Origin of the sequence: Pseudoalteromonas sp. SG41-5 (genome assembly GCF_014164495.1) — a bacterium.
Classification (GTDB): Bacteria; Pseudomonadota; Gammaproteobacteria; order Enterobacterales; family Alteromonadaceae; genus Pseudoalteromonas; species Pseudoalteromonas rhizosphaerae.
The window spans coordinates 14,389-34,459 of sequence record NZ_JACJFH010000051.1 but is presented as its reverse complement, the minus strand read 5'-3'; the positions used below and the strand labels follow the sequence as shown (position 1 = coordinate 34,459).

Below are 20,071 nucleotides of genomic sequence, written 5' to 3'. Positions count from 1 at the left end.
TTCGATAATGTTGCGCCACTGCTCAAGGCTACGCATTTTTCTCATGGCTATCTCCTAATTGAAATTCAGAAATAGTTTAATCGGTTTGACGAGTTACTGGCAGGTGCACTTTGCTAGACGCTTACGAACTTTTAGTATCCACGACGAATAGTAATGCTATTAAAGAATATCAACGAGCTATTTCTTTATACGCTCAGGATTTAGACAGAACTTGGTAAAACGAAACACATTTACTAGTGGCAATTCGAGCAGATTTACAATACGTAGTTATCAGTATTATTAAGTCGGCTTCAATGTCCGCATATGGCACATCTGTGACAGTCAGACTTGATTGAGTCCTATTTATCGGTTCTGACAAATCAAGTTAAGATGTAATCACATAGGTCTCTTAAGTACGTCTACTTACATTTTACGGATAGCATTCACTTTATTAATCTTCTTAATAACTCCTGACTCAAAAAGTTGCTGCGCGCTGGACTTGAGCAATTGAGTTTCCTCAAGCGTTATATGCTCTTTAATGATTAAGTTTGCATAGATAATTTGCAACTGGTTTATTGCACGGCTTTTCTTTCTGCATTCAAAGCACTTGATCGCATGTGCATCAATCCAAAACTTTAATTCTTCAAACCAATATTGCTGCTCTTTAGCAAAAAATATAAACGCTCTATGACAATCGACACATTGCTCTTCTATATCAACATAGAGTTGCCTTGGATATAAACTGTCACATTGTTTTTCGATAACTGCGGGGATTGCCGTCTCAGGAAAGTAGCGAACACTTTTATACCACCAAAAGGCATTCTCGATTTCTTGCTTTGTATAACTATTACCAGAGAGGATTGGCTCGCTGCCATATCTTGGATGGTTTACATAATTGGTCATTTTAGCTATTTACCCAGCACAATGAGGGTTCCTAAAACACCTGCAGCCACACCGATAATAAAACCAATTACCCAGCAGATAGTATTTAGTTTACTAAATAATGCAGAAGCAATAGCGTCTTCTTCTGCTGAGCCGCTTACTGACAGTTTACTGTCATGGGTTTGGTCTACTGTTGGTCGTGCTGGCAGTTCGCTGTCTGCAAGCTGCTGCAAAGTCATTACAACCTGTTCAGGATTAACATGGTCGCCATTTGCAATCGTTATATTCTCAATAATGCCACTGCAGTCGGCCATTATTTCTAAAACAACCTTTTCAGTTTCAACATCAAATAACACATCACCGGCATAAACGAGTTGGCCTTCACTAACATAAAGTTTAGCGATATCTGCTGTGTGTATTGAGTCTGGAAGCGTAGGGACTTTAACATCTATGTTCATAATTCCTCCTTGGGTATAACACTATGTATTAACAATTAAAACTAAAAAACTGACAGCTAAATTATCAACCAAACGCGACATTAGCGAACACGGCGGTCATCAGTATCGGACACACATAACGTATGTACTGAGCAAACCAATAACGCATGCCACTTGCAGCCTCATTTAATTGATTACCACGGCGCCACAACCACCCTACAGTGATAAAGTAAAATAAGCCCATAAGCGGTAATTGATACTGAGTCAGTACCATGATCACTAAACCAAATAGCCAATCAAAATTGAAAATAATCAACGATGACGCGGCTAAAACCGTTAAGCTCACTAAAAACGTCGCTTTTTTACGCTCTACTTGATGGTTTTCAACTAAAAAAGCCACTGGAATTTCAGTTGATGAAATAGTCGAGGTAAGTGATGCAATCGACATAAGTACAAAAAACAGTAAACCAACCAATAAGCCAATTTCGCCCATAGTATTAAATAACTGCGGTAGAATTGCGAAAATTAGTTGCCCTTCTCCCACTAATTTTCCATCACTAAATACTTGCACGCCATTGTGCTGCGCCACGTAAATTGCAGGAATAATTAATAAACCCGCTAAAAAGGCAACCCCTGTATCAAGTAACGCTACCGACGCGGTTAACCGCGGCAAATTAGCATCAGGCTGCAAGTACGAGCCATAAATCATCATACAACCGACACCCAGTGACAGTGAAAAGAACGCCTGTCCCATTGCCGCAATAATTAAACCTGGGTCGAGTATTTGGCTAAAGTCTGGCACTAAATACGCAGCAAAGCCTTCACTTGCGCCATCAAGCGTGGCTATATAAGCAATTAGCACAACGAGTAACACCAATAGCATCGGCATTAACCGTCGCGACCATGTTTCTATGCCAGATTTAACACCTTTGAGAATAATACTCGCAGTGAGGATCAGCATCAGTGGTGTAAATACAAAATTACGCGCCATCGAATCCGTGTGCAAAAACGTACTGACGGTGGTAAATCCAAAAAAGCTAGCAATGGGTTCAAGGGCATAAGCAAGCATCCAACCTGCAACAATTGAGTAAAAGCTCAGCATCACAATCGCACCGGCTAAACCTAAATAACCAGCAGCAGCGCCTACTTGCGGTGCTTGCTCTTGCCATGCTTGTCTAAGTGCTTTAACCGGATTAGCTTGCGCTTTATGGCCTAAGTACAACTCAGTGTATAAAGCTGGCAAGGCTAAAAAAAAGATAACTATAAAATAGACTAGTAAAAACGCGCCGCCGCCATGATTTGCCGCTTGCGTGGGAAATCCCCAAATATTACCTAATCCAACTGCAGCGCCAGAAGCTGCTAAAACAAAGCCAAGGCGGCTTTGAAAACCATCACGCAATTGTGCCATACATCTACAAATCTGTTATTATTTTTCATTATTGTGAATTAAACCATATTTAACTCTCACAGAGTAATAAATTTGCCTTGGCTTAATTAACCAGCGCACAACCGCACAAAATATAAACATGTTTGTTCTTTTATCACTTTAATTGTGGATTTTATGCCTGCGTTATTTTTTCAACAGCAACTCGTTATCACCAAACACAGCGTGCAGCCGTTCAATGCGAATACTATTTTATTATTTGACGCCCAGCAGTTAAATGTTGATGAATTTGATTTAAACGCACTATTAAGCCCATTTGAACTGACGGTTATCACCCGTAGAAAAAGTTACAAAGCCAAGCAAGAATATTTAGCCACTCGGCTACTGCTTAAGTATTTGGTAAAACAAACGATGCCACAATTTCGTGATCTAGCAAATAACCATATTAGCTCTGAATTTGACCAGCAAAGCAGTAAATTACTGCTTCATATAACTGACTGTGACACAGTATTGCGTAGTTGTTTATCCCACTCTAATGGTTTTGTCGGTGCTGCATTAAATGTAGAACGAATTGAATTTGGTTTTGATATTGAAAAAATAAACCTGAAGCGTCCATTTGCAAAGCTCGCTAAGCATTTTTATCATCTTGATGAGGTAAATTTAATAACGCAAGATCAGCAAAGTGCAGAACGATTTTTTAGAATATGGACCTTAAAAGAAGCACTTGCCAAAGCCACCAGCCAACCAATTGCAAAATTACTCAGCCCCAATGTATTTACTGAACTTGAGCGAGCAAATTTAACAGCGCTGAGTTGTCAATATCATGAGTTTGATATCAGTGTGGTAAGTGACAAGAGCACTGACTGGCAGTGCTCTGTGGTAAATTCTACCGCCCAATTACGCGGCGTTTTGAACTTCTAATAAACGGCTGTGGATCGCTTGCACAACAAAGTCTGACTCGCTCTGCTCCACTAAAAAGCACAGGTTATGTTTACTTGCGCCATGACAAATTAAGCGAATATTAAAATCGCTTAATACATTCATTAAGTTAATTTCTTGCTGACGTAATTGAATTTGTGAACCAATTAATGCCACTAAGGTTAAGTTGTTCTCAACCGACACGTGGCAAAACTCCGCTAACTTATCAAGGCATTCTTGATCAAGCTCAGGACGCGAGGCATTTGGCGCATTATCTAAAGTAATTGCAACACTTATCTCTGAGGTAGTTACCAAATCAACCGAGATATTAAACTCACTTAAAATTGTAAACACGTGAGCTAAAAAGCCACTAGCCAAAAGCATTTCAGGGCTTTTTAAGGTTAACAATATTTGATTTTTACGCTGCGTGACAGCACGAATTCCGGGGATTTGTGATTTCTCACGTTCGATCCAGGTACCACCACGTTCAGGCTCACGGCTAGAACCAACAAACACACTAATATGGCTGCGGCTCGCAGGTAAGATAGTTGCCGGATGTAATACTTTCGCCCCAAAGGTAGCCATTTCGGCCGCTTCATCAAAACTTAAACGCGCAATCGGCGTAGCCTTAGCACATAAGCGCGGATCGGTGCTAAAAATGCCCACGACATCAGTCCAAATGTGCACGCTTTTAGCGTTTATAGCTTCGGCCAATAATGCCGCACTGTAATCTGAACCACCACGACCAAGTGTGGTAGTTTGACCATGTGCGTCGCTGCCTATAAAGCCTTGAGTTACAATAACCTGTTCAGCTAATAACGGAATTAAATGCTCTTTTGCGGCCATTGCTGTTGCAGCTACATCTGGGGTTGCTTTAGAAAATTGGCTGTCGGTTTTTAATACCTGTCGCACATCAAAACGCACCGCATTTAAGCCATTTAAACGCAGTACCTGAGTAAATAAATAGGATGATAAACGCTCACCAAAGCTCAATAACTCATCATGTTGTTGCTTTGATTTTAGTGGCTCACTGGCAAGTGACTTAAAAGCTTTAATGGTTTCATCAAAGCCATGAGCTAAATCAGCATCCAATGACAGCTCATTTAAAATAGCTTCTTGAATAGCAATAACGCCAGCAATGTTCTCATTGCGCTCATCTGCTGATAAATCTTTTTTACATAAGGTCACAAGGTGATTAGTCACTCCTGCGCTGGCACTTACGGCCACTACTCGTACGTTGTTATCGGCTACAATAATTTCACTGCAACGGCTCATCGCTTCAAAGTTAGCCACACTGGTGCCACCGAACTTTGCGACTACGTAGTCTGATTTTTGATTTTGTGCTGACTGTTGCAAGTTAGTTGCAGCTAATTGGGTATTCATGTCGTCTCCTTTTGTGGCATTCATACCACGATAAAACAAGAAGAACTTGGCAAGGGGGTGCTCGATAAGAAAAGTCCACTGCCAGAAGCTCTCCACCTAATTGGTGACAGTTTTGAGGATTCAGCCCCATAAACCGAAAAACCACTGTGACGTCCAGTTGCTTTCCTCGGCGAGTACTTCCCTCCTTAATGATTACAGGCATACGTCGCCTAACATTAAGTACCTAAGTACCGCACCTCTTCTGAATGTTAGATTAATTACTTAAATTATTAGCAATTAAATAACAAAACCCGCTATTAAGCGGGCTTTGAAAGTTATCGTTTAGACGTCTAGCTGTCAAGTTGTTTTAAATAATAAAAGCAATTAAATAAAGCTACCAGCTAAATACGATCCCATATAACCAATTGTATAAGCGATTAATAAATACACCGACATACGTAAATAACTCATAAAGGTAAGCGCTTTTACTTTACTCATAGCGATAATACCGGCAGCCGAGCCAATAATAAGCATGGACCCCCCCACCCCAGTTGCATACGTAAACGACAACCATTGTTGTGGACTCATCACTATTTCAGCTTTAAGTAACGCAGCCGTTAGTGGTACGTTGTCAACCGCAGCTGATAATATACCCATTAAATAATTAGCGTATTGTGCTGGCATTAACTCGTAAAGGTGAGTGAACTTACTGAGCATACCGACTTCTTTCAGGGCGCCTACAAGTAATAATACGCCAACGAAGAACAGCAAGGTGTCGTATTCTATTTCGCGAATATAATCGATGATTTTTTTATTCACATCTTTTTTGCGCATTAAAAATTGCGCTACTAAAAACATCAACGACAAACCAAATAAGAAAGTTAACAAAGGCGGCACATGATAAAGCACGCTTAACGTTAATGTCCCGACAATCGTTGATAAGAAAATCACTGCAATAGTGATATCTGTTTTCTCAATGCGACGGTCCTCTTGTTTGGTAAACTCAACTTGGCCGTTGAGCCCAAATGACAGCATAATGGCCAATAGCGCCACGCTAAATAACGCAGGCACAACCAACAATAGCAAGTGACCAATGGTAACTTTGTCATCAAGGAAAATCATCAAGGTAGTAACATCACCGGTAATTAACGACACTCCGCCCGAGTTCACACTAAAGATGATAAGCGTAGCGTATTTAATTAGCTTTTTCGGATCGAGTTTTAACGACATAACCACCGCAAGGGAAATTAATGTGGCTGTGATATTGTCTGAAATCGACGAAAATAAGAAGGAGAACCCGCCAATCAAAAACATCAGTTTGCGTTCGCTAATAGCACTGGGCATTATCTTATGCACAATATTTTGGATAAAACCTTTGGAGTTCAAATAGGCTACAAAGGTCATTGCAGCCATTAAAAACAACCACAGTGTGGCAATCTCTAAAATATTGTGGTCAAGTTGATGTTGTACGTTTTCGGGGCTTTGCCCGTGAAGCGGCGAGATAAATAAGATAATCCAGCATAAAGTACCAAAGAAAAGCGTGGTTTTGGCCTTGTTTACATGGATAATATCCTCTATAACGATGAGCACGAATGCTAGCGTTATCAGGGTTAGGATAATTGCAGTTACCATGGTGTTTGAACAACCTTTATAAAAATGTAAAAATTGTATGTTATGAGCCGCAGGACGACACGGCGCGCAGTCTAGCACCAAAGAATGTGTAAAACTATTGTCAATTTGCTTTTCTACGACTAATCGCTGAGGCCTAACAAGCCGGCTTTACAAGATAAATTAGGATTTTTGGAGTTTTATGATCCCAGCTAAAAAGTTGCTAAATACCCTAACAGAGCACTGGGGAATGTTAGAGCTGCTATTTAAACGTTTTAAAATGGCTGATTTCAGCCTAAAAGACGTGCAAAATGCGATCAAACAAAAACAACCTACGTGGTCAAATGAGCGCATTTACAAAGAAACCAACCGCCTTTTAAACCAAGATATTATTATTCCCTTGGCTAAATCGTCACAACTTGAAATTAACCGTGCAATTGCAGATTTTGCCACTTTTTTATTGCAGGAAGAACATTTAGGCTTGGCGCAAGAAATTAGCGTGCTGGTTGAAGATTTAGCCCGTTTGGGTAACCGTTTAGACAATGCCGGTAGTATTGAAGACTACGACGAGATGCGCCGTTTTAGCCGCATTATGGATGATCGGGTGCGTAAAATAATGAAACTATTTGCCCACAACGAAAATGCCATTTTAAATATTGTAGAACAAGCAAAAGCTAATAATGCGGTGCAATCATTACAAAAGCGTTATCAAGCGGTGATTGAAGCGTTTGATGAATACATTGAACCAATGCTTGAAATGGTTGATATTCGTGGCGATTTTCATGCTTGTTTTAATACCATCGAAACACAAATCAGTACGCAAATCGAATATATTGAACGCAGCGGTAAAGCTTATCAAGATAAACGCATGCTTGAACGATTACGTACCCGAATTTTAGAAATGCATTTAGTTGGTCGCGAAAGCCTGCGTAAAAGTGCCGATATGCTAATGCCACTGCGTGAAGAGTTGCGCCGTAATAATATGATCACTCGTCAAGCAGCTAAAGTACTTGGTTTAGTACGTAAAAATGGCGTTGATAATATGCTCAGCGCCGTACAACCACATTTTGTCTCTGACACGCAGCGATTCTCATTGGGGCAACAGCGCCATATGGTCGCTTATATGGCTGCACTTGTTGAGTTTGAACACAGTGAATACGAACTTCCTGATCAACAAGATGTGCCTGCTTTTGTTACGCCAAATATTCCAGATTACAATAATGTTAAAGCAAACTTTAAAAAACGCTTCAATGCTAAACGTAAAAAGCCACAACCATTATTGACCTTTTTAGAGCAAAGCTACCCCGACCTTGAAGCCGACGAAATGCTGTTTTTATATCAAAAGCTGGTAAGTGACAGCGATATTGAAATCAATCAAAGCGATGAAAAAATGCGCGTAAAAATTGCCGGGCAACATTTTTCTCTTTTCCCTTTTAATTCTAAGCCTGTTGACTCTCAGCAAACACCAACAGTGGATGAGTAACCGTTATGACACAGATAAATTTAGATGAACTTAGTCATCTACAAGCAATTAATAAAAAATTAGTCACCGGCTATCACATTAGCGAACAAGACACCGTAATGTGGCAAGAGCTTGATCAACAAATTGATCATTACCGCGCATTATTCAGCGCCCTTGGCCACGATTTACAACATGACAGCCGTGGTTTTTATTACTTTGCCAGTGATGAAAGTACACCCAATATGGGGAAAATTTCCCGCGCGATTGCCTTAACCATTTATATCTTAATTGAGCACTATGCAAACTCAGGTAAAGACCCAATGCGTGCCTTATTTGATGAAGTGAATGATTTAGAACTGATGCAAACTTTAGTGCAAATGAACAAGCACTTATTTGATCAACTCGAAATTTTTTCAGGATCAGACCTACGTAAAGACGTGTACTTACGCATGATTCGACTTGGCCTTGCCCGTGAAGTAGAAGGCGGCTTTATGCTGCAAGCACCTATCTACCGTTATATTGATGCCTTAATGGAAGTAAACGAAGAAACCTATATTGGAGAGGACGAATAATGAAAAACCTATACGGCCTCAGTAAGCTGGCATTATTAAACACCGCCGGTTATGCCAAATGTGTGATCCCGCTTGATAAAAGCAGCTCAATTTGTGCACCAAATAACACCGGTAAAAGCTCGGTGATCAATGCTCTGCAATTTCCGCTTATTAATGATTTACGCCTAACAGAATGGGACGGTCATGATTTAGACGAAACCCGTAAATTTTATTTTTCGTCAGATCAATCCTATATTTTACTCGAAGCCGACCTACCCCATGGCCCGGTGGTGATTGGTGTAGCTGGGCTTGGTAAAATTGCCGGTTACGCACATCAGTTTTTTTGTTACCAAGGCAAGCTTGATCTTGAGCAGTACACTCAAGGTAAAACCATCATTAAGTTCACTAAACTGTTTAATCATTTAAAAGAGCAAGGCTTTAACCCTATCGAGCTTAAAGCGCAAGAGCTCAACGCACTATTAACGGGTGGTGCCACGCCATTTGATGGCGACATTAACTTAAAGATGATCCCGCTTAACAACGTGCAAGATTCGGCAATTTATAAAGAAATTTTCCGCCGTATTTTGAACCTGCATAAATTAGGCGCTGCCGACGTAAAACGCTTTATGTTACGCGTATTTGAACGCCACATGTCAAACTCAAAGGTCGATTTTTATGAAGTATGGCGTCGCTCATTTGATAAAGTAAACCGCGCAAAACGTGAGCTAAAAGCACTCGAGTCGATGCAAGAGCCTATCAGCGCCCTTGAATCTATGCTTGAAAACCAAACCGTACTCAAAGGTAAATTAGCCGCATACGCCCCCAAAATTGACCAAGCATTAATCGATTTTGATAGCTACCAAGAGGCGCAATTGAGCGAGCTTAATGTTGCCCTTGAAGACATTGAACACGAAAAGCACGAGTTTGAACAAAAACAACAACTTTATGTACAACAATCGCGCGATATTGAACGCAGGCAAACACAAATAGAGCAATGGTTTTTAGACTTTGGTGCTCTAAAATCTGAATTTGAATTGGTTAACATGGCAACCTTAAAAGTAAGCCTTGGTCAATTAAAGCAAGATTACGAGTCACTATCGCATTCTATCAACAGTGCACAAGGGCAAAGCCTGCATACTCTTGATTACCGTATTAGTGAAACACAAAAGCAGATCAAAAGCTTAAAGCTACAGCTTAAAAATCTTGAGTTTAATTTATTTACCCGTATGCGCGAGGATTTATCACTTAAAGAAGTTGAAGAGATCTCGCGTATTCTAAACCCTGACATTCTGTCATTTGCCACCACCAGTAATGGTGATATAGATATCACTGATGAAGATGCCTTTGGTGCATTTTTAGAGCAATTATCAGATAACGTGAAAGGCGGCGTGCTTACCCTGCCAGGCGCGACCATCAAGCTGAAAAAACTCTCACCGGTGCAGATGCAAAGCGGTGAAAATAAAGAGCAACTTACTGCGCAACTCAGCGCCCTAGAACAGTCACTCAATGAATTTAAGCAACAGCGTGATGTGGCCGCCAATGTGGCCGACAAACAAAAAGAAAAAGATGCCTTATACGATGAACTCATGGCAGCAGAAAGCGCACTTAAACGCTTTGAACAATTCCAGGTTATGCTGCAATCTATTGATGCACAAACACTCTTAAAAGAGCAATTATTGGCTGAACGCGAGCAAGTTGATAGCTACTTACAAGATATTCAAAATAACAGCGGTTCAATTAGTGATCGACGCTCGATTATTAAATCGAAAAAAGATTTAATTTCACGCCAAGCCGAGCGCCTACGCCAAGTGAAATCTGAACGAATTGACCACACGCTGGATTTATATAGCGGTAAAGTCACCCCGTATATGATTGATGTGCAAATTGACTTTGATAATCTCAGTGACTTAGTTCATCACTTTAATAAAGATTGCCAAGAGCTGCGTAATTTTGATATCAACGTTCGTAATACCTATTTGCATATTTACAATGCCGGTATTACCAAATTTGATAACGAAAATGACGAGTTTAGTAAATACCAGAAATTGATTGCCGCGTTCCATAATATTGATAACGAACGTGATGCGGTTGAACGCCAAGCCCGGGTTGCACTCACAGAAGTAGCCGCGACGATTAAGGGACTGCGTGAAGATTTAGACAGACTGCGCCGTGAAATGAACAGCTTCAATAAAGGCATTAGTCAGCATCGTATTTCAAACTTACAAGCATTTAAAATTAACGTGATACCACGCAAAATGTTGGTTGATAGTATTGATACCATAATCAGTACCTCAAATCAGTTTGAACAAGGTGATACGCTGGATTTACTCAGCCAAGAACCCTACAGTGAAAGTGCTGTCAACGAAGCAAAAGATCACTTAATTAAACTTGCCTCTGATAAAGCCGGTTTAACCCTTACTGACTTATTTGATATTCGCTTTGAAGTAGTAAACCGTGCAGGCGAAACCGAGCATTTTGAAAAAATTGATTCGGCTGGCTCAAACGGTACGCGTATCACCATAAAATTATTATGCGGTATGTTGTTTATCCGCTACTTATTAAGCGACCAAGAGCAAAACTTATACCGCATCCCGATTTATATTGATGAAGCGGCCGATATCGATCCGCAAAATCAAAAAGCAATTATAGAAACCGCACTCAGCTTTGGCTTTGTGCCAATATTTGCCTCGGTGAAACCACAAATTAGCTGTGATTATATTGTGCCAATTCGCTCCGTTAAAGACGGCGCCCAGAACTGGGTAGATGAAAAGGATTGGATAGAAGTAGAGCATGAATAAGACAATAGCCACGTTTGTGTAAATTAATGCATCATTCAGTCAAGGACGACTAAACTAGTTAGTACTTATCATGTATACAAATTACAGGTAAAAAATAACATTTCCTTGAATTAATTCTATGTTATGTTATCAAACGAATAGTAATTAAATTTGCCAAGGAGCAAACTCCATGAAAAATATACTAATTGCAGCTGCTGTATTACTACTAGCAGCGTGTGCAAAAACGCCTGATATTGACTACGACAAATCTGTGGACTTTGGTAACTACAAAACGTTTGCTTGGTTTCCACAAGCAACCTTGGCTGACGCTGGTAACTATCAAATCAGCCCATTGATGGAAAAACGTGTGCGTGAAGCGGTAAATGCACAATTACAAGCAAACGGTATGACACCTGCCGATGAAGCATCAGCAGATGTGTTAATTAACTATCATGCCTCTGTTGATACTAAAGTTGACGTTGATACATTTAATGTAGGTTACGGTGCACGTTGGAACTACTGGGGCATGGGTTATAACACGCAAACAACAACCCATGAATATGATGTGGGCACTTTAGTGATTGATGTTGTTGACCGTGCCTCTAACCAGCTTGTTTGGCGTGGTGCTCGTGAAGGTCGCCTTCAGAAGAAACAAACACCTGAAGAGCGTAACAAAGCAGTGCAAGAAGCCGTTGCAACAATTTTAAGTGGTTTTCCACCAGAAAAACTAAAATAACACTTTAAATTAGCGTTCAAAAAAGCTCACTATTAAGTGAGCTTTTTTGTAAGTCTTATGCCTCTTTTAGCACATTCGCCACAAATTCTGTGAACGAATTGGCTATAGGACTAGTAAAGCTAGCATTGTATACATTGCTTGTATCGGGTCTAATATAAATAGTACCATCTATATCGTTTGAAAAGACCATAAGAAACCCATATCTAAAATGTTCAGTGTGCTTATTTTGTTCGTAAATATCTAAACGTTTTATCTCAGGGTTAATCCCATAAATAGGCTCATCAAATATTTCTGCATAATTTAAGTTTACCAGGTAATCAAAAAAATCTTTTGGTAAATCAATATTTAATCTTGCTTCTAGCTCATAAACTTTTTTTCTTGCTTGGCCTTGGCCAACTACACTAGAATGATCTTTCAACATTTCTACTAGATTCATAAGTCCTTCTTATAATTAATTATACATAGCATTTTTTATGAAAGTTAAACTATGCAGGTTTATTAAATTAGTAAATGCTAATCCGCCTTATATTTATGCAGTAAATCTAGCGGTATATGGCAGTAATCATCTGGATGATTAGTTAGTCGGTCTTGGTGCTCAGCATCACTGGGGACATAATTTGTTAGCGGTTTAACCTGTACAGCTATTTTGTCGGCATCATCTCGTTGGCTGATATAATCGCTTGCTAACGTTAAGTGACTTTGCTCTTCACTATAAATAGCCGTGCGGTATTTTTCACCCACATCATCACCTTGCTTATTAATACTGTATGGGTCAATAATTTCAAAGAAATAATCAATTAGTTTATTAACCGTGACAGCATCAGTATCAAAAATGACTTTGACACACTCTGCATAACCATCGTACTCACTTTGTGTATTATCACTTGTACCATTAGCCCGCCCTGCTTCTGTAATAACTACTCCGGGTAAGTGCTTCATAAACTCTTGCACGCCCCACAAACACCCTCCCGCAAAATAAATAGTTTGCTGGCGAGCATAAAAGTTAGCTGGTTGTTTTTCATTCATAGAGGGACCTAATATATTTAACAAGCAAAGACAGTGTAATGCTTTCATTTTAAGAATGATTATCAAATGCAGTTTTTTCGAATTAATGTACAATAGCGCCAAAAATCGTGACTGTTTAATTTTGCTATTTTATCACGCTATAAAAAAGTGTTACGACTTTAATTTATAGCGCAATCGCACATAAAGAATATGAGAAAAACAACATGAACCGTACCTCGCACCTTATTATACCCGCAGTACTTGCCAGCATATCAAATGTTGCTTATGCGGCAGATGACTCTGAAGAATCGACAACCATTGAGCAAATAACAATCGAGGCATCCCCTACAGCAAATACGTTACCAGTAGGTACCTTTGACTCACCTATATCAAATTTAGAGTATGACCCTCGTGTTGATTTGCAATCGCGTAACATGGCAGAAGCACAAGCTGATGTTACTATTCGTGGCGGTATCTTTGAAAACACCGGTTTTAGAGTCGGCAGTGCAACTTTACTCGATCCGCAATCAGGTCATTATTTTGCAGAAATTCCTATTGCACCGCAAATGCTCACTGGCGCAAGTGTATTGACCGGTGCTGATAATGCACTTTACGGTGTAAATAGCTCAGTAGGTACTGTGTCGTTTGGTTGGAAGCCAATTACCACTGGTGGCAGTGTATCTGTAGGAGTCGGCACTAACGACTTTAATTTACAGAGTGTTCATGCTGGTAAAAGTATCCCTTTAGATACAATCGCCGATTGGCGCCTAGGTTTTGAAGGTGAATATTCTCATTCACAAAGCGATGGCTCAATTGATTTTGGCGATCATGATTTTAATCGCGCTACAGCTCGTGTGCAATTAACGAGTGCAGATTCACAAACTGATTTATTTTTTGGCTCACAAGAGAAATTTTTTGGCTGGCCGAACCTCTATACCCCATTTGGCGTGAATGAAACAGAAGACTTAGAAACGCAACTGTTAATGCTTAACCATAAACAAAGTTATGCAACAAACAGTGAGTTTGAAGTATCAGCTTATTATCGAAAAAATAACGACCATTATATTTACTCTCGTGAAAACCCAAGCGCGTTTCAAGCTTTTCACGAAACAGAAGTTAAATCATTCGCCATCTCTGGGCGACATGCTCAAAACGATGTGTTCTCACTAAACTACTCAGCACAATTTATTGAAGATTCCATTGAATCAACCACGCTTGAGAATAACTTTACTTCGCGTAACTATTATAAAATCAGTGTATTGCCAGAATACACTATGGCTCTTGAGAACAATCAGCAGCTAACAGTGCGTTTAGGCGCAGCCTTCGATGATACCAACCGCGATGACTCACAATTGTCGCTGATAGGTGATATCACATTCAATACAATTAATAGTAACGCCACTGAGCGGACATTTTATTTATCCTACGCTGAGGCCAGTCAAGTTGCAGGTTATACTGCTATTGGTGGCAATGACTCTGGTGGATTGTTTAGAAGTAATTATAGCCTTGAGCGTGAAACCACCAAAAACTTAGAACTGGGTTTATTACTAGAACAACAAAGTTGGCAGCTTAATTCGGCTATTTTTTACCGCCAAGATAATAACTTAACTGACTGGACATTTAGCTTTGATTCAACCTCAGCGCGTTTTGCAGAACCGGTTGATATTGATACCGCTGGCCTTGAATTTTTAGCCACTAAGCAATTTGAAAATACTGAAATTATAGCCAGTTACACCTACCTCCATAAATCAGAAACCTATGGCTCGCCAGACGTCGATGCAAGCTTTTATGCCTTAAACTTCCCTGATCACCGTTTAACTCTTGGTGCTGTATGGAGCCCGACGGATATATTAGAGTTTCGGATTGATAATGAATGGCGTAAACAGCATAAAAATGCGCTGCGACGCTCTGATGATGAAGCCTTGTTTACTCAGCTGACGTTAAAAGTAACGCCACCGATACTGCAAAACTTCTTTATTACTTTAGCAGCAGATAACCTTTGGGATGAATCGTTTGAGGAAATTCCAGGCACACCTGGGCGCGGTGAGCAATACACACTAACTGCAACTTATAGCTGGTAAATAAAAAAATATGTATAAAAACCGCATTTTTAAGATGCGGTTTTTTTATGTCATTTGTTCAAGCTCGGTAATTAATTGCAGCGCTTGCGCATTCGTTGTTCCACACACATCAATCGTCGCACTAAAATCACTGCATACTTTTGGCCGCCTTTCATCACCAAATAACTTACATAAATTGTTGTTATCTAACTGAATACAGCGCTCTCCTGCTTTTTTGCCATTAGGCATCCCCGGAATTGGTGAGCTAATACTTGGTGCGATACAACAAGCCCCACACCCGAGTCGACACGTCATTGGTGATGTATTCATCTTTGCCCCTTTTGTAATCTATTTCGCTAATTTGTTAATTGTGTAATGACTTGTTACATCTTAATACGCCTTGTAAACACTTTATTCATTATAATTGCTGTGTCACCTAATTATGAGGAAAGCCCTGTGGCTACTAAAAAACAAATAATTCTACCTATTGCCGTATTAGTCGCCGGTGTAGGTCTTGCGGTTGCGTTTTCAGCAATGAAACAACCGCCAGAAGAAAAGCCAGCACAAGATACACGCCCTCTGGTATCAGTTAGCGCAGTTCACCTTGATGCAATTACGCTAGACGTAAAATCGTATGGTGTAGTAAAAGCAAAAGATCACACCCCACTGGTTGCGCAAGTAAGCGGTCAAGTGGTATTTGTCTCTGAGCAATTTGTGCAAGGTGGATTTGTCAAACAAGGCGATATTCTAGCACGAATAGATCCAAATGATTATGAAGCTGCGTTAATTGAAGCCCAAGCAGGCATGGCGCAAGCCAGCTCTGATCTAGAAATTGAGCGAGCGCAAGCTCATGTAGCACAGGCAGAGTGGGATCGAATAAAAGACGATTCAAATCAAATGATCCCATCTCAATTATATTTACGCAAACCACAATTAGCCGAAAAACTAGCGCGTTACCGTGCAGCACAGGCGTCTGAAAAACGTGCAAAACGTAATTTAGAGCGCACATACATAAAAGCGCCTTATGATGCGATTATTTCTGAACGTGCAATTAGTTTAGGCAGCGTAGTTAATCCTGGAAGCCAATTTGGCGCTCTCAGTTCAACCTTAGTGGCTGAAATTCGCCTTCCTGTGGCAGATAAAGAATTACAATACCTAATCGATAGCGGTATCGGCGCGAATGTAACACTCAGTGCAGACTATGCTGGTAAGCCAACTACTTGGCAGGCAAAAATTGTCCGCAGCGAAGGTGTTATTGATCAAAAAAGTCGTATGAGCTATTTAGTGGCGCAAGTAAATACACCTTATGCCAGTGAGCAACCGCTGCGCTTTGGCTCTTATATCAATGCGACCATTTCTGGCCGCGAGCTTGATAATGCGATTATCGTTCCTCATCACTTAGTGAAAAACGGTAAAATAGTGGTAATGAATGATGATTTAACCCTTTCGTTCAAACCTCTTAATATTATTAGAGAGCAAAATGGCATGGTCATCGCTTCACAAGGCTTAAATGATGGTGAGCAATTGATCACCTCGGCTTTAGATTTCCCAACTGAAGGCATGCAAGTAAAGCTAAATGACTCTGATAAACCTGCAGCTGCAACTCAACTTGCACTGAAAGAGGAATAGAGCATGACCATCCATAGCGAAAAAGGCTTAATTGCCTGGTTTGCTCGCAACCCTGTTGCAGCAAACCTATTAATGATTTTTATTTTAGTGGGTGGTATTTTAACCGCGTTTTCTATTCGCAAACAAATGTTCCCACAATTTGAAAATAACTGGATCAGCGTCCAAGCTGTCTACCCAGGTGCTGCCCCACAAGAAGTAGAAGAAGGCATCACCATCAAGGTAGAAGAAGCTCTCGAAGGCCTAGAGGGTATTAAACGGAAAATTACTTATTCAAACCGCGGTTATTCTCAAGCGTGGATCGAAATTGAAGAAAAATATGATACTAAAGAAGTGCTCGATGAAGTAAAAATGCAAGTTGATGCAATCAACACCTTCCCTGCAGACATGGAGCGTCCTATTGTGCGCCATGATAAGTTTGAGCAAGAAGTAATGATCCTCGCCTTATACGGTGACATGAGCAATTATCAGCTCAAAGAACTTGGCAACAATATCAAAGACGAACTGCAAGCACTGCCACAAATTAACTTAGTTGAATTTAATGGTGGCCTTGATTATGAAATTGGTATTGAAGTTAGCCCTGATAAACTTCGTGAGTATGGTTTAACTTTTAGAGACATTGCGAATGCAGTGCGTGCTTTTTCAGCCAATATGTCTGCAGGTCAGATTCGCTCTGAAAACGGCTATATTTCGATGCGGGTTGAAAAACAAGCTTACCGAGGTGATGAATTTGCCAAACTGCCATTGATATTACTACCTGATGGTGCACAAGTGTATTTAGGCGATGTAGCAACCATTAACGATGGCTTTGCAGAAGGCTTACAATACTCTAAATACAATGGTAAAAATTCCTTGTCGTTTGAAGTAAATGCCTCAAAAGATCAAGATATTACCAAAGTTGCAAAAGTTCTTAAGCAATACCTTAATGATAAAGCAGGTCAACTTCCAGCGGGTGTTAAACTCACGCCGATTGTCGATTTAACCTACTACCTAGAGGGTCGATTAGACATGATGATCGACAACATGGTGTGGGGTGGTCTATTGGTTATGGTGGTACTTGCGCTATTTTTACCCCTACGCTTAGCATTTTGGGTGATGATGGGTTTACCTGTGTCATTCCTAGGCGCGTTTTTAATGATGCCGATGGGCTTTTTAGATGTCACCATCAACTTAGCATCACTATTTGCCTTTATATTAGTGCTCGGTATTGTGGTTGATGACGCCATCGTCGTAGGTGAATCAGCCAGTGCTGAAATTGAAAAACATGGCCACTCTCTTGATAACGTAGTACGTGGTGTTAAACGCGTCGCAATGCCTGCCACCTTCGGTGTATTAACTACCATCGCCGCTTTTTTACCGCAAACTTTAGCAAGTGGCCCTGGTGCTGCGTTTTCAAAAGCCATTGGTGGGGTTATTATTCTGTGTTTGATTTTCTCTCTGATTGAATCAAAACTTATTTTACCAGCCCACATAGCAGCAATGAAACACCGAGAACCAAATCCGAAAAACCCATTACATCGCCTCCGTAAAGTGATGGATGGCGGTTTAAAACGGTTTGTTGATAACTATTACACGCCATTTATTGGTCATTGTATTCATTATCGTTATACCGTAATTATTGGTTTTATTTGTGTATTAATTGTCAGTGCTGGGATGTTTGCCGGTGGTTTAGTGAAGTTTGTAGCGAACCCTAAAATTCCTCATGACTTTCCACGTATTTCAGTCGAAATGAACTTAGCATCGTCAGAACAAGCAACCCTAGAAACTGCGCAAAAAATAGAGCAAGTTATTATCAATGTTGATAAACAACTTAAAGAGCAATATGGCACAGCCATGGTACGCGATCTTTCCGTTAGCTTACGTGGACGTACCGATGCCAGTATTATGGCAGTATTAATTGATCCTGAGTTACGCCCTATCGATACCTTTGCATTGAGCGCACTATGGCGTGAACAAATGCCTCCTTTACCTGGCGTGAAAACACTAACCATTCAAGACAGTATTATGAATGGTGGTCGAGACGACGGTGATGTGAGCTTCCGCCTAGAAGGAAAGGATGCCAAACAATTAAAAGAAGTAGCAGCAAAACTTAAAGAAAAACTCAACACCATGGAAGGTGTGGGTGATGTAAATGACTCAATGCAAAGCGCTACAGATGAAGTACAGCTTGACTTAAAACCACTGGCGTACAGCATGGGTTTAACCCTTGCCGATGTTGCCTCACAAGTCAGCTTTAGTTACTACGGCCTTGAAGCACAGCGTATTCTACGTGACGGCGAAGAAGTGAAAGTAATGATACGCTATCCTGAAGAAGCGCGTAACTCGATCAGCGATATCGCCAGTGCTCGTATCATTACACCTAGTGGCGCAGAAGTACCTTTGGCTGAAATTGCCGATGTAAAACTGGTTGATGGTGTAAACCGTATTCGCCGCGAAAACTCAAAGCGTACTGTTAATGTATGGGCTGCGGTTGATACCGACCAAGTTGAACCTTTTGCCATTGCTGAAGAAATACGTGATGAGTACTTACCGGCACTACTGAAAAACTACCCAGGTGTACAAAGTAGTGTTGCTGGACGTATTCAAGAAGAAATGGATAGCGTTGCTGAGCAAGTGCGTGATTTTGCACTTTCAATGATGATTATCTTCGCGTTATTGGCAATCCCACTACGCTCATACTCACAACCATTGATTATTATGTCAGTGATCCCATTTGGGGTTATTGGTGCCATGTTTGGCCATATGATTTTAGGCATGACAATGAGTGGCTTATCAATTTTCGGGATCATTGCTGTAGCCGGTGTTGTTGTGAACGATTCATTAGTAATGGTGGACTTTGTTAATAAAGCACGTGCTGATGGCGTAGCAATAAAAGACGCAGTAATGCAAGCTGGTGCACGTCGTTTTAGAGCGATTATGCTCACCTCAATCACTACCTTTATTGGCGTGTTACCAATCATTATGGAAACCAGCTTACAAGCTAAAATTGTCATCCCAATGGCAGTATCACTGGCCTTTGGTGTGTTATTTGCCACGGTGATCACGCTGATCCTGATCCCATGTCAATATGTCGCACTAGAAGATGCTAAACGATTAATTCGTAAATGGCGTGGAAAAGAAGCGCTGGTAGATGGTGAATCAATTCATAGCAAAGTGAATACTATAATAAACCGCTCACCTTTATAAAATTTGATATCCCAACCAACTAGCCCGAGCTGTATACAGTTCGGGCTTTTTTATGCTTATAATAACAATGAAATATAATTCATTCACATAAAATCAAC

The 20,071-nt window shown here is 40.5% G+C and carries 16 protein-coding genes and 1 riboswitch; of the genes, 8 read left to right on the top strand and 8 right to left on the bottom strand.

The window, feature by feature from the left end:
• Window positions 1-402 precede the first annotated feature (402 nt).
• From H5232_RS14010 to H5232_RS14000, 3 genes are all read right to left on the bottom strand, one after another.
• Window positions 403-882, bottom strand: coding sequence for a zinc-ribbon domain containing protein (locus H5232_RS14010; protein WP_182719138.1), 480 nt, complete (start codon window positions 880-882; stop codon window positions 403-405).
• A 5-nt stretch (window positions 883-887) separates the two neighbouring features.
• Window positions 888-1,319 carry a biotin/lipoyl-containing protein gene (locus H5232_RS14005; RefSeq protein WP_182758643.1) on the bottom strand — a complete coding sequence of 144 codons (432 nt, stop codon included), beginning with the start codon at window positions 1,317-1,319 and terminating at the stop codon, window positions 888-890.
• Window positions 1,320-1,383: 64 nt separating this feature from the next.
• Entirely contained in the window at window positions 1,384-2,706 is a 1,323-nt protein-coding gene (locus tag H5232_RS14000) for a sodium-dependent transporter (protein WP_182719136.1), read from the bottom strand.
• 153 nt (window positions 2,707-2,859) lie between these two features.
• Between H5232_RS14000 and H5232_RS13995 the strand changes: the two genes are divergently transcribed.
• The gene (locus H5232_RS13995; RefSeq protein WP_182831086.1) at window positions 2,860-3,603 is read left to right on the top strand and encodes a 4'-phosphopantetheinyl transferase superfamily protein; all 744 of its coding nucleotides are present in this window, start codon (window positions 2,860-2,862) and stop codon (window positions 3,601-3,603) included.
• On the opposite strand, the gene lysC is transcribed toward H5232_RS13995, so the two are convergent.
• Both lysC and nhaD read right to left on the bottom strand, forming a co-directional pair.
• Entirely contained in the window at window positions 3,580-4,983 is a 1,404-nt protein-coding gene (gene lysC, locus H5232_RS13990) for a lysine-sensitive aspartokinase 3 (protein ID WP_149982695.1), read from the bottom strand. The genes H5232_RS13995 and lysC overlap by 24 nt on opposite strands.
• A 77-nt stretch (window positions 4,984-5,060) precedes the next feature.
• A riboswitch (Lysine riboswitch) is annotated at window positions 5,061-5,232 on the bottom strand.
• A 114-nt stretch (window positions 5,233-5,346) separates the two neighbouring features.
• Window positions 5,347-6,594, bottom strand: a complete 1,248-nt coding sequence (gene nhaD, locus H5232_RS13985; RefSeq protein ID WP_145242276.1) for a sodium:proton antiporter NhaD — start codon at window positions 6,592-6,594, stop codon at window positions 5,347-5,349.
• 178 nt (window positions 6,595-6,772) lie between these two features.
• Between nhaD and H5232_RS13980 the strand changes: the two genes are divergently transcribed.
• The 4 genes from H5232_RS13980 to H5232_RS13965 all read left to right on the top strand — a co-directional run bounded on the left by H5232_RS13980 (window position 6,773) and on the right by H5232_RS13965 (window position 12,096).
• The gene (locus H5232_RS13980; RefSeq protein ID WP_182768157.1) at window positions 6,773-8,053 is read left to right on the top strand and encodes a hypothetical protein; all 1,281 of its coding nucleotides are present in this window, start codon (window positions 6,773-6,775) and stop codon (window positions 8,051-8,053) included.
• A 5-nt stretch (window positions 8,054-8,058) separates the two neighbouring features.
• Window positions 8,059-8,604 (top strand): condensin complex protein MksE, encoded by a 546-nt coding sequence (locus tag H5232_RS13975; RefSeq protein WP_149982697.1) that lies wholly within the window; start codon window positions 8,059-8,061, stop codon window positions 8,602-8,604.
• On the top strand, window positions 8,604-11,381 hold the full coding sequence (locus H5232_RS13970; protein ID WP_182831085.1) for an ATPase: 2,778 nt from the start codon (window positions 8,604-8,606) through the stop codon (window positions 11,379-11,381). Before H5232_RS13975 ends, H5232_RS13970 begins: the two co-directional genes overlap by 1 nt.
• A 169-nt stretch (window positions 11,382-11,550) precedes the next feature.
• On the top strand, window positions 11,551-12,096 hold the full coding sequence (locus H5232_RS13965) for a DUF4136 domain-containing protein (RefSeq protein WP_145242267.1): 546 nt from the start codon (window positions 11,551-11,553) through the stop codon (window positions 12,094-12,096).
• A 55-nt stretch (window positions 12,097-12,151) separates the two neighbouring features.
• On the opposite strand, the gene H5232_RS13960 is transcribed toward H5232_RS13965, so the two are convergent.
• Complete coding sequence (locus H5232_RS13960; protein ID WP_182785016.1) at window positions 12,152-12,532, bottom strand: SMI1/KNR4 family protein; 381 nt, start codon at window positions 12,530-12,532, stop codon at window positions 12,152-12,154.
• A 77-nt stretch (window positions 12,533-12,609) separates the two neighbouring features.
• Entirely contained in the window at window positions 12,610-13,122 is a 513-nt protein-coding gene (locus H5232_RS13955; protein WP_182740673.1) for a peptide-methionine (S)-S-oxide reductase, read from the bottom strand.
• Window positions 13,123-13,325: 203 nt separating this feature from the next.
• Between H5232_RS13955 and H5232_RS13950 the strand changes: the two genes are divergently transcribed.
• On the top strand, window positions 13,326-15,182 hold the full coding sequence (locus tag H5232_RS13950) for a TonB-dependent receptor domain-containing protein (RefSeq protein WP_182831084.1): 1,857 nt from the start codon (window positions 13,326-13,328) through the stop codon (window positions 15,180-15,182).
• 45 nt (window positions 15,183-15,227) lie between these two features.
• On the opposite strand, the gene H5232_RS13945 is transcribed toward H5232_RS13950, so the two are convergent.
• Window positions 15,228-15,491 carry a YkgJ family cysteine cluster protein gene (locus tag H5232_RS13945; protein WP_149982705.1) on the bottom strand — a complete coding sequence of 88 codons (264 nt, stop codon included), beginning with the start codon at window positions 15,489-15,491 and terminating at the stop codon, window positions 15,228-15,230.
• A gap of 126 nt (window positions 15,492-15,617) precedes the next feature.
• Between H5232_RS13945 and H5232_RS13940 the strand changes: the two genes are divergently transcribed.
• Both H5232_RS13940 and H5232_RS13935 read left to right on the top strand, forming a co-directional pair.
• Window positions 15,618-16,790: an efflux RND transporter periplasmic adaptor subunit gene (locus tag H5232_RS13940; protein WP_145242259.1), complete on the top strand. Its 1,173-nt coding sequence runs from the start codon at window positions 15,618-15,620 to the stop codon at window positions 16,788-16,790.
• 3 nt (window positions 16,791-16,793) lie between these two features.
• A complete protein-coding gene (locus tag H5232_RS13935; RefSeq protein ID WP_149982707.1) occupies window positions 16,794-19,973 on the top strand; it encodes an efflux RND transporter permease subunit in 3,180 nt (1,059 codons plus the stop codon).
• Window positions 19,974-20,071: the final 98 nt, after the last annotated feature.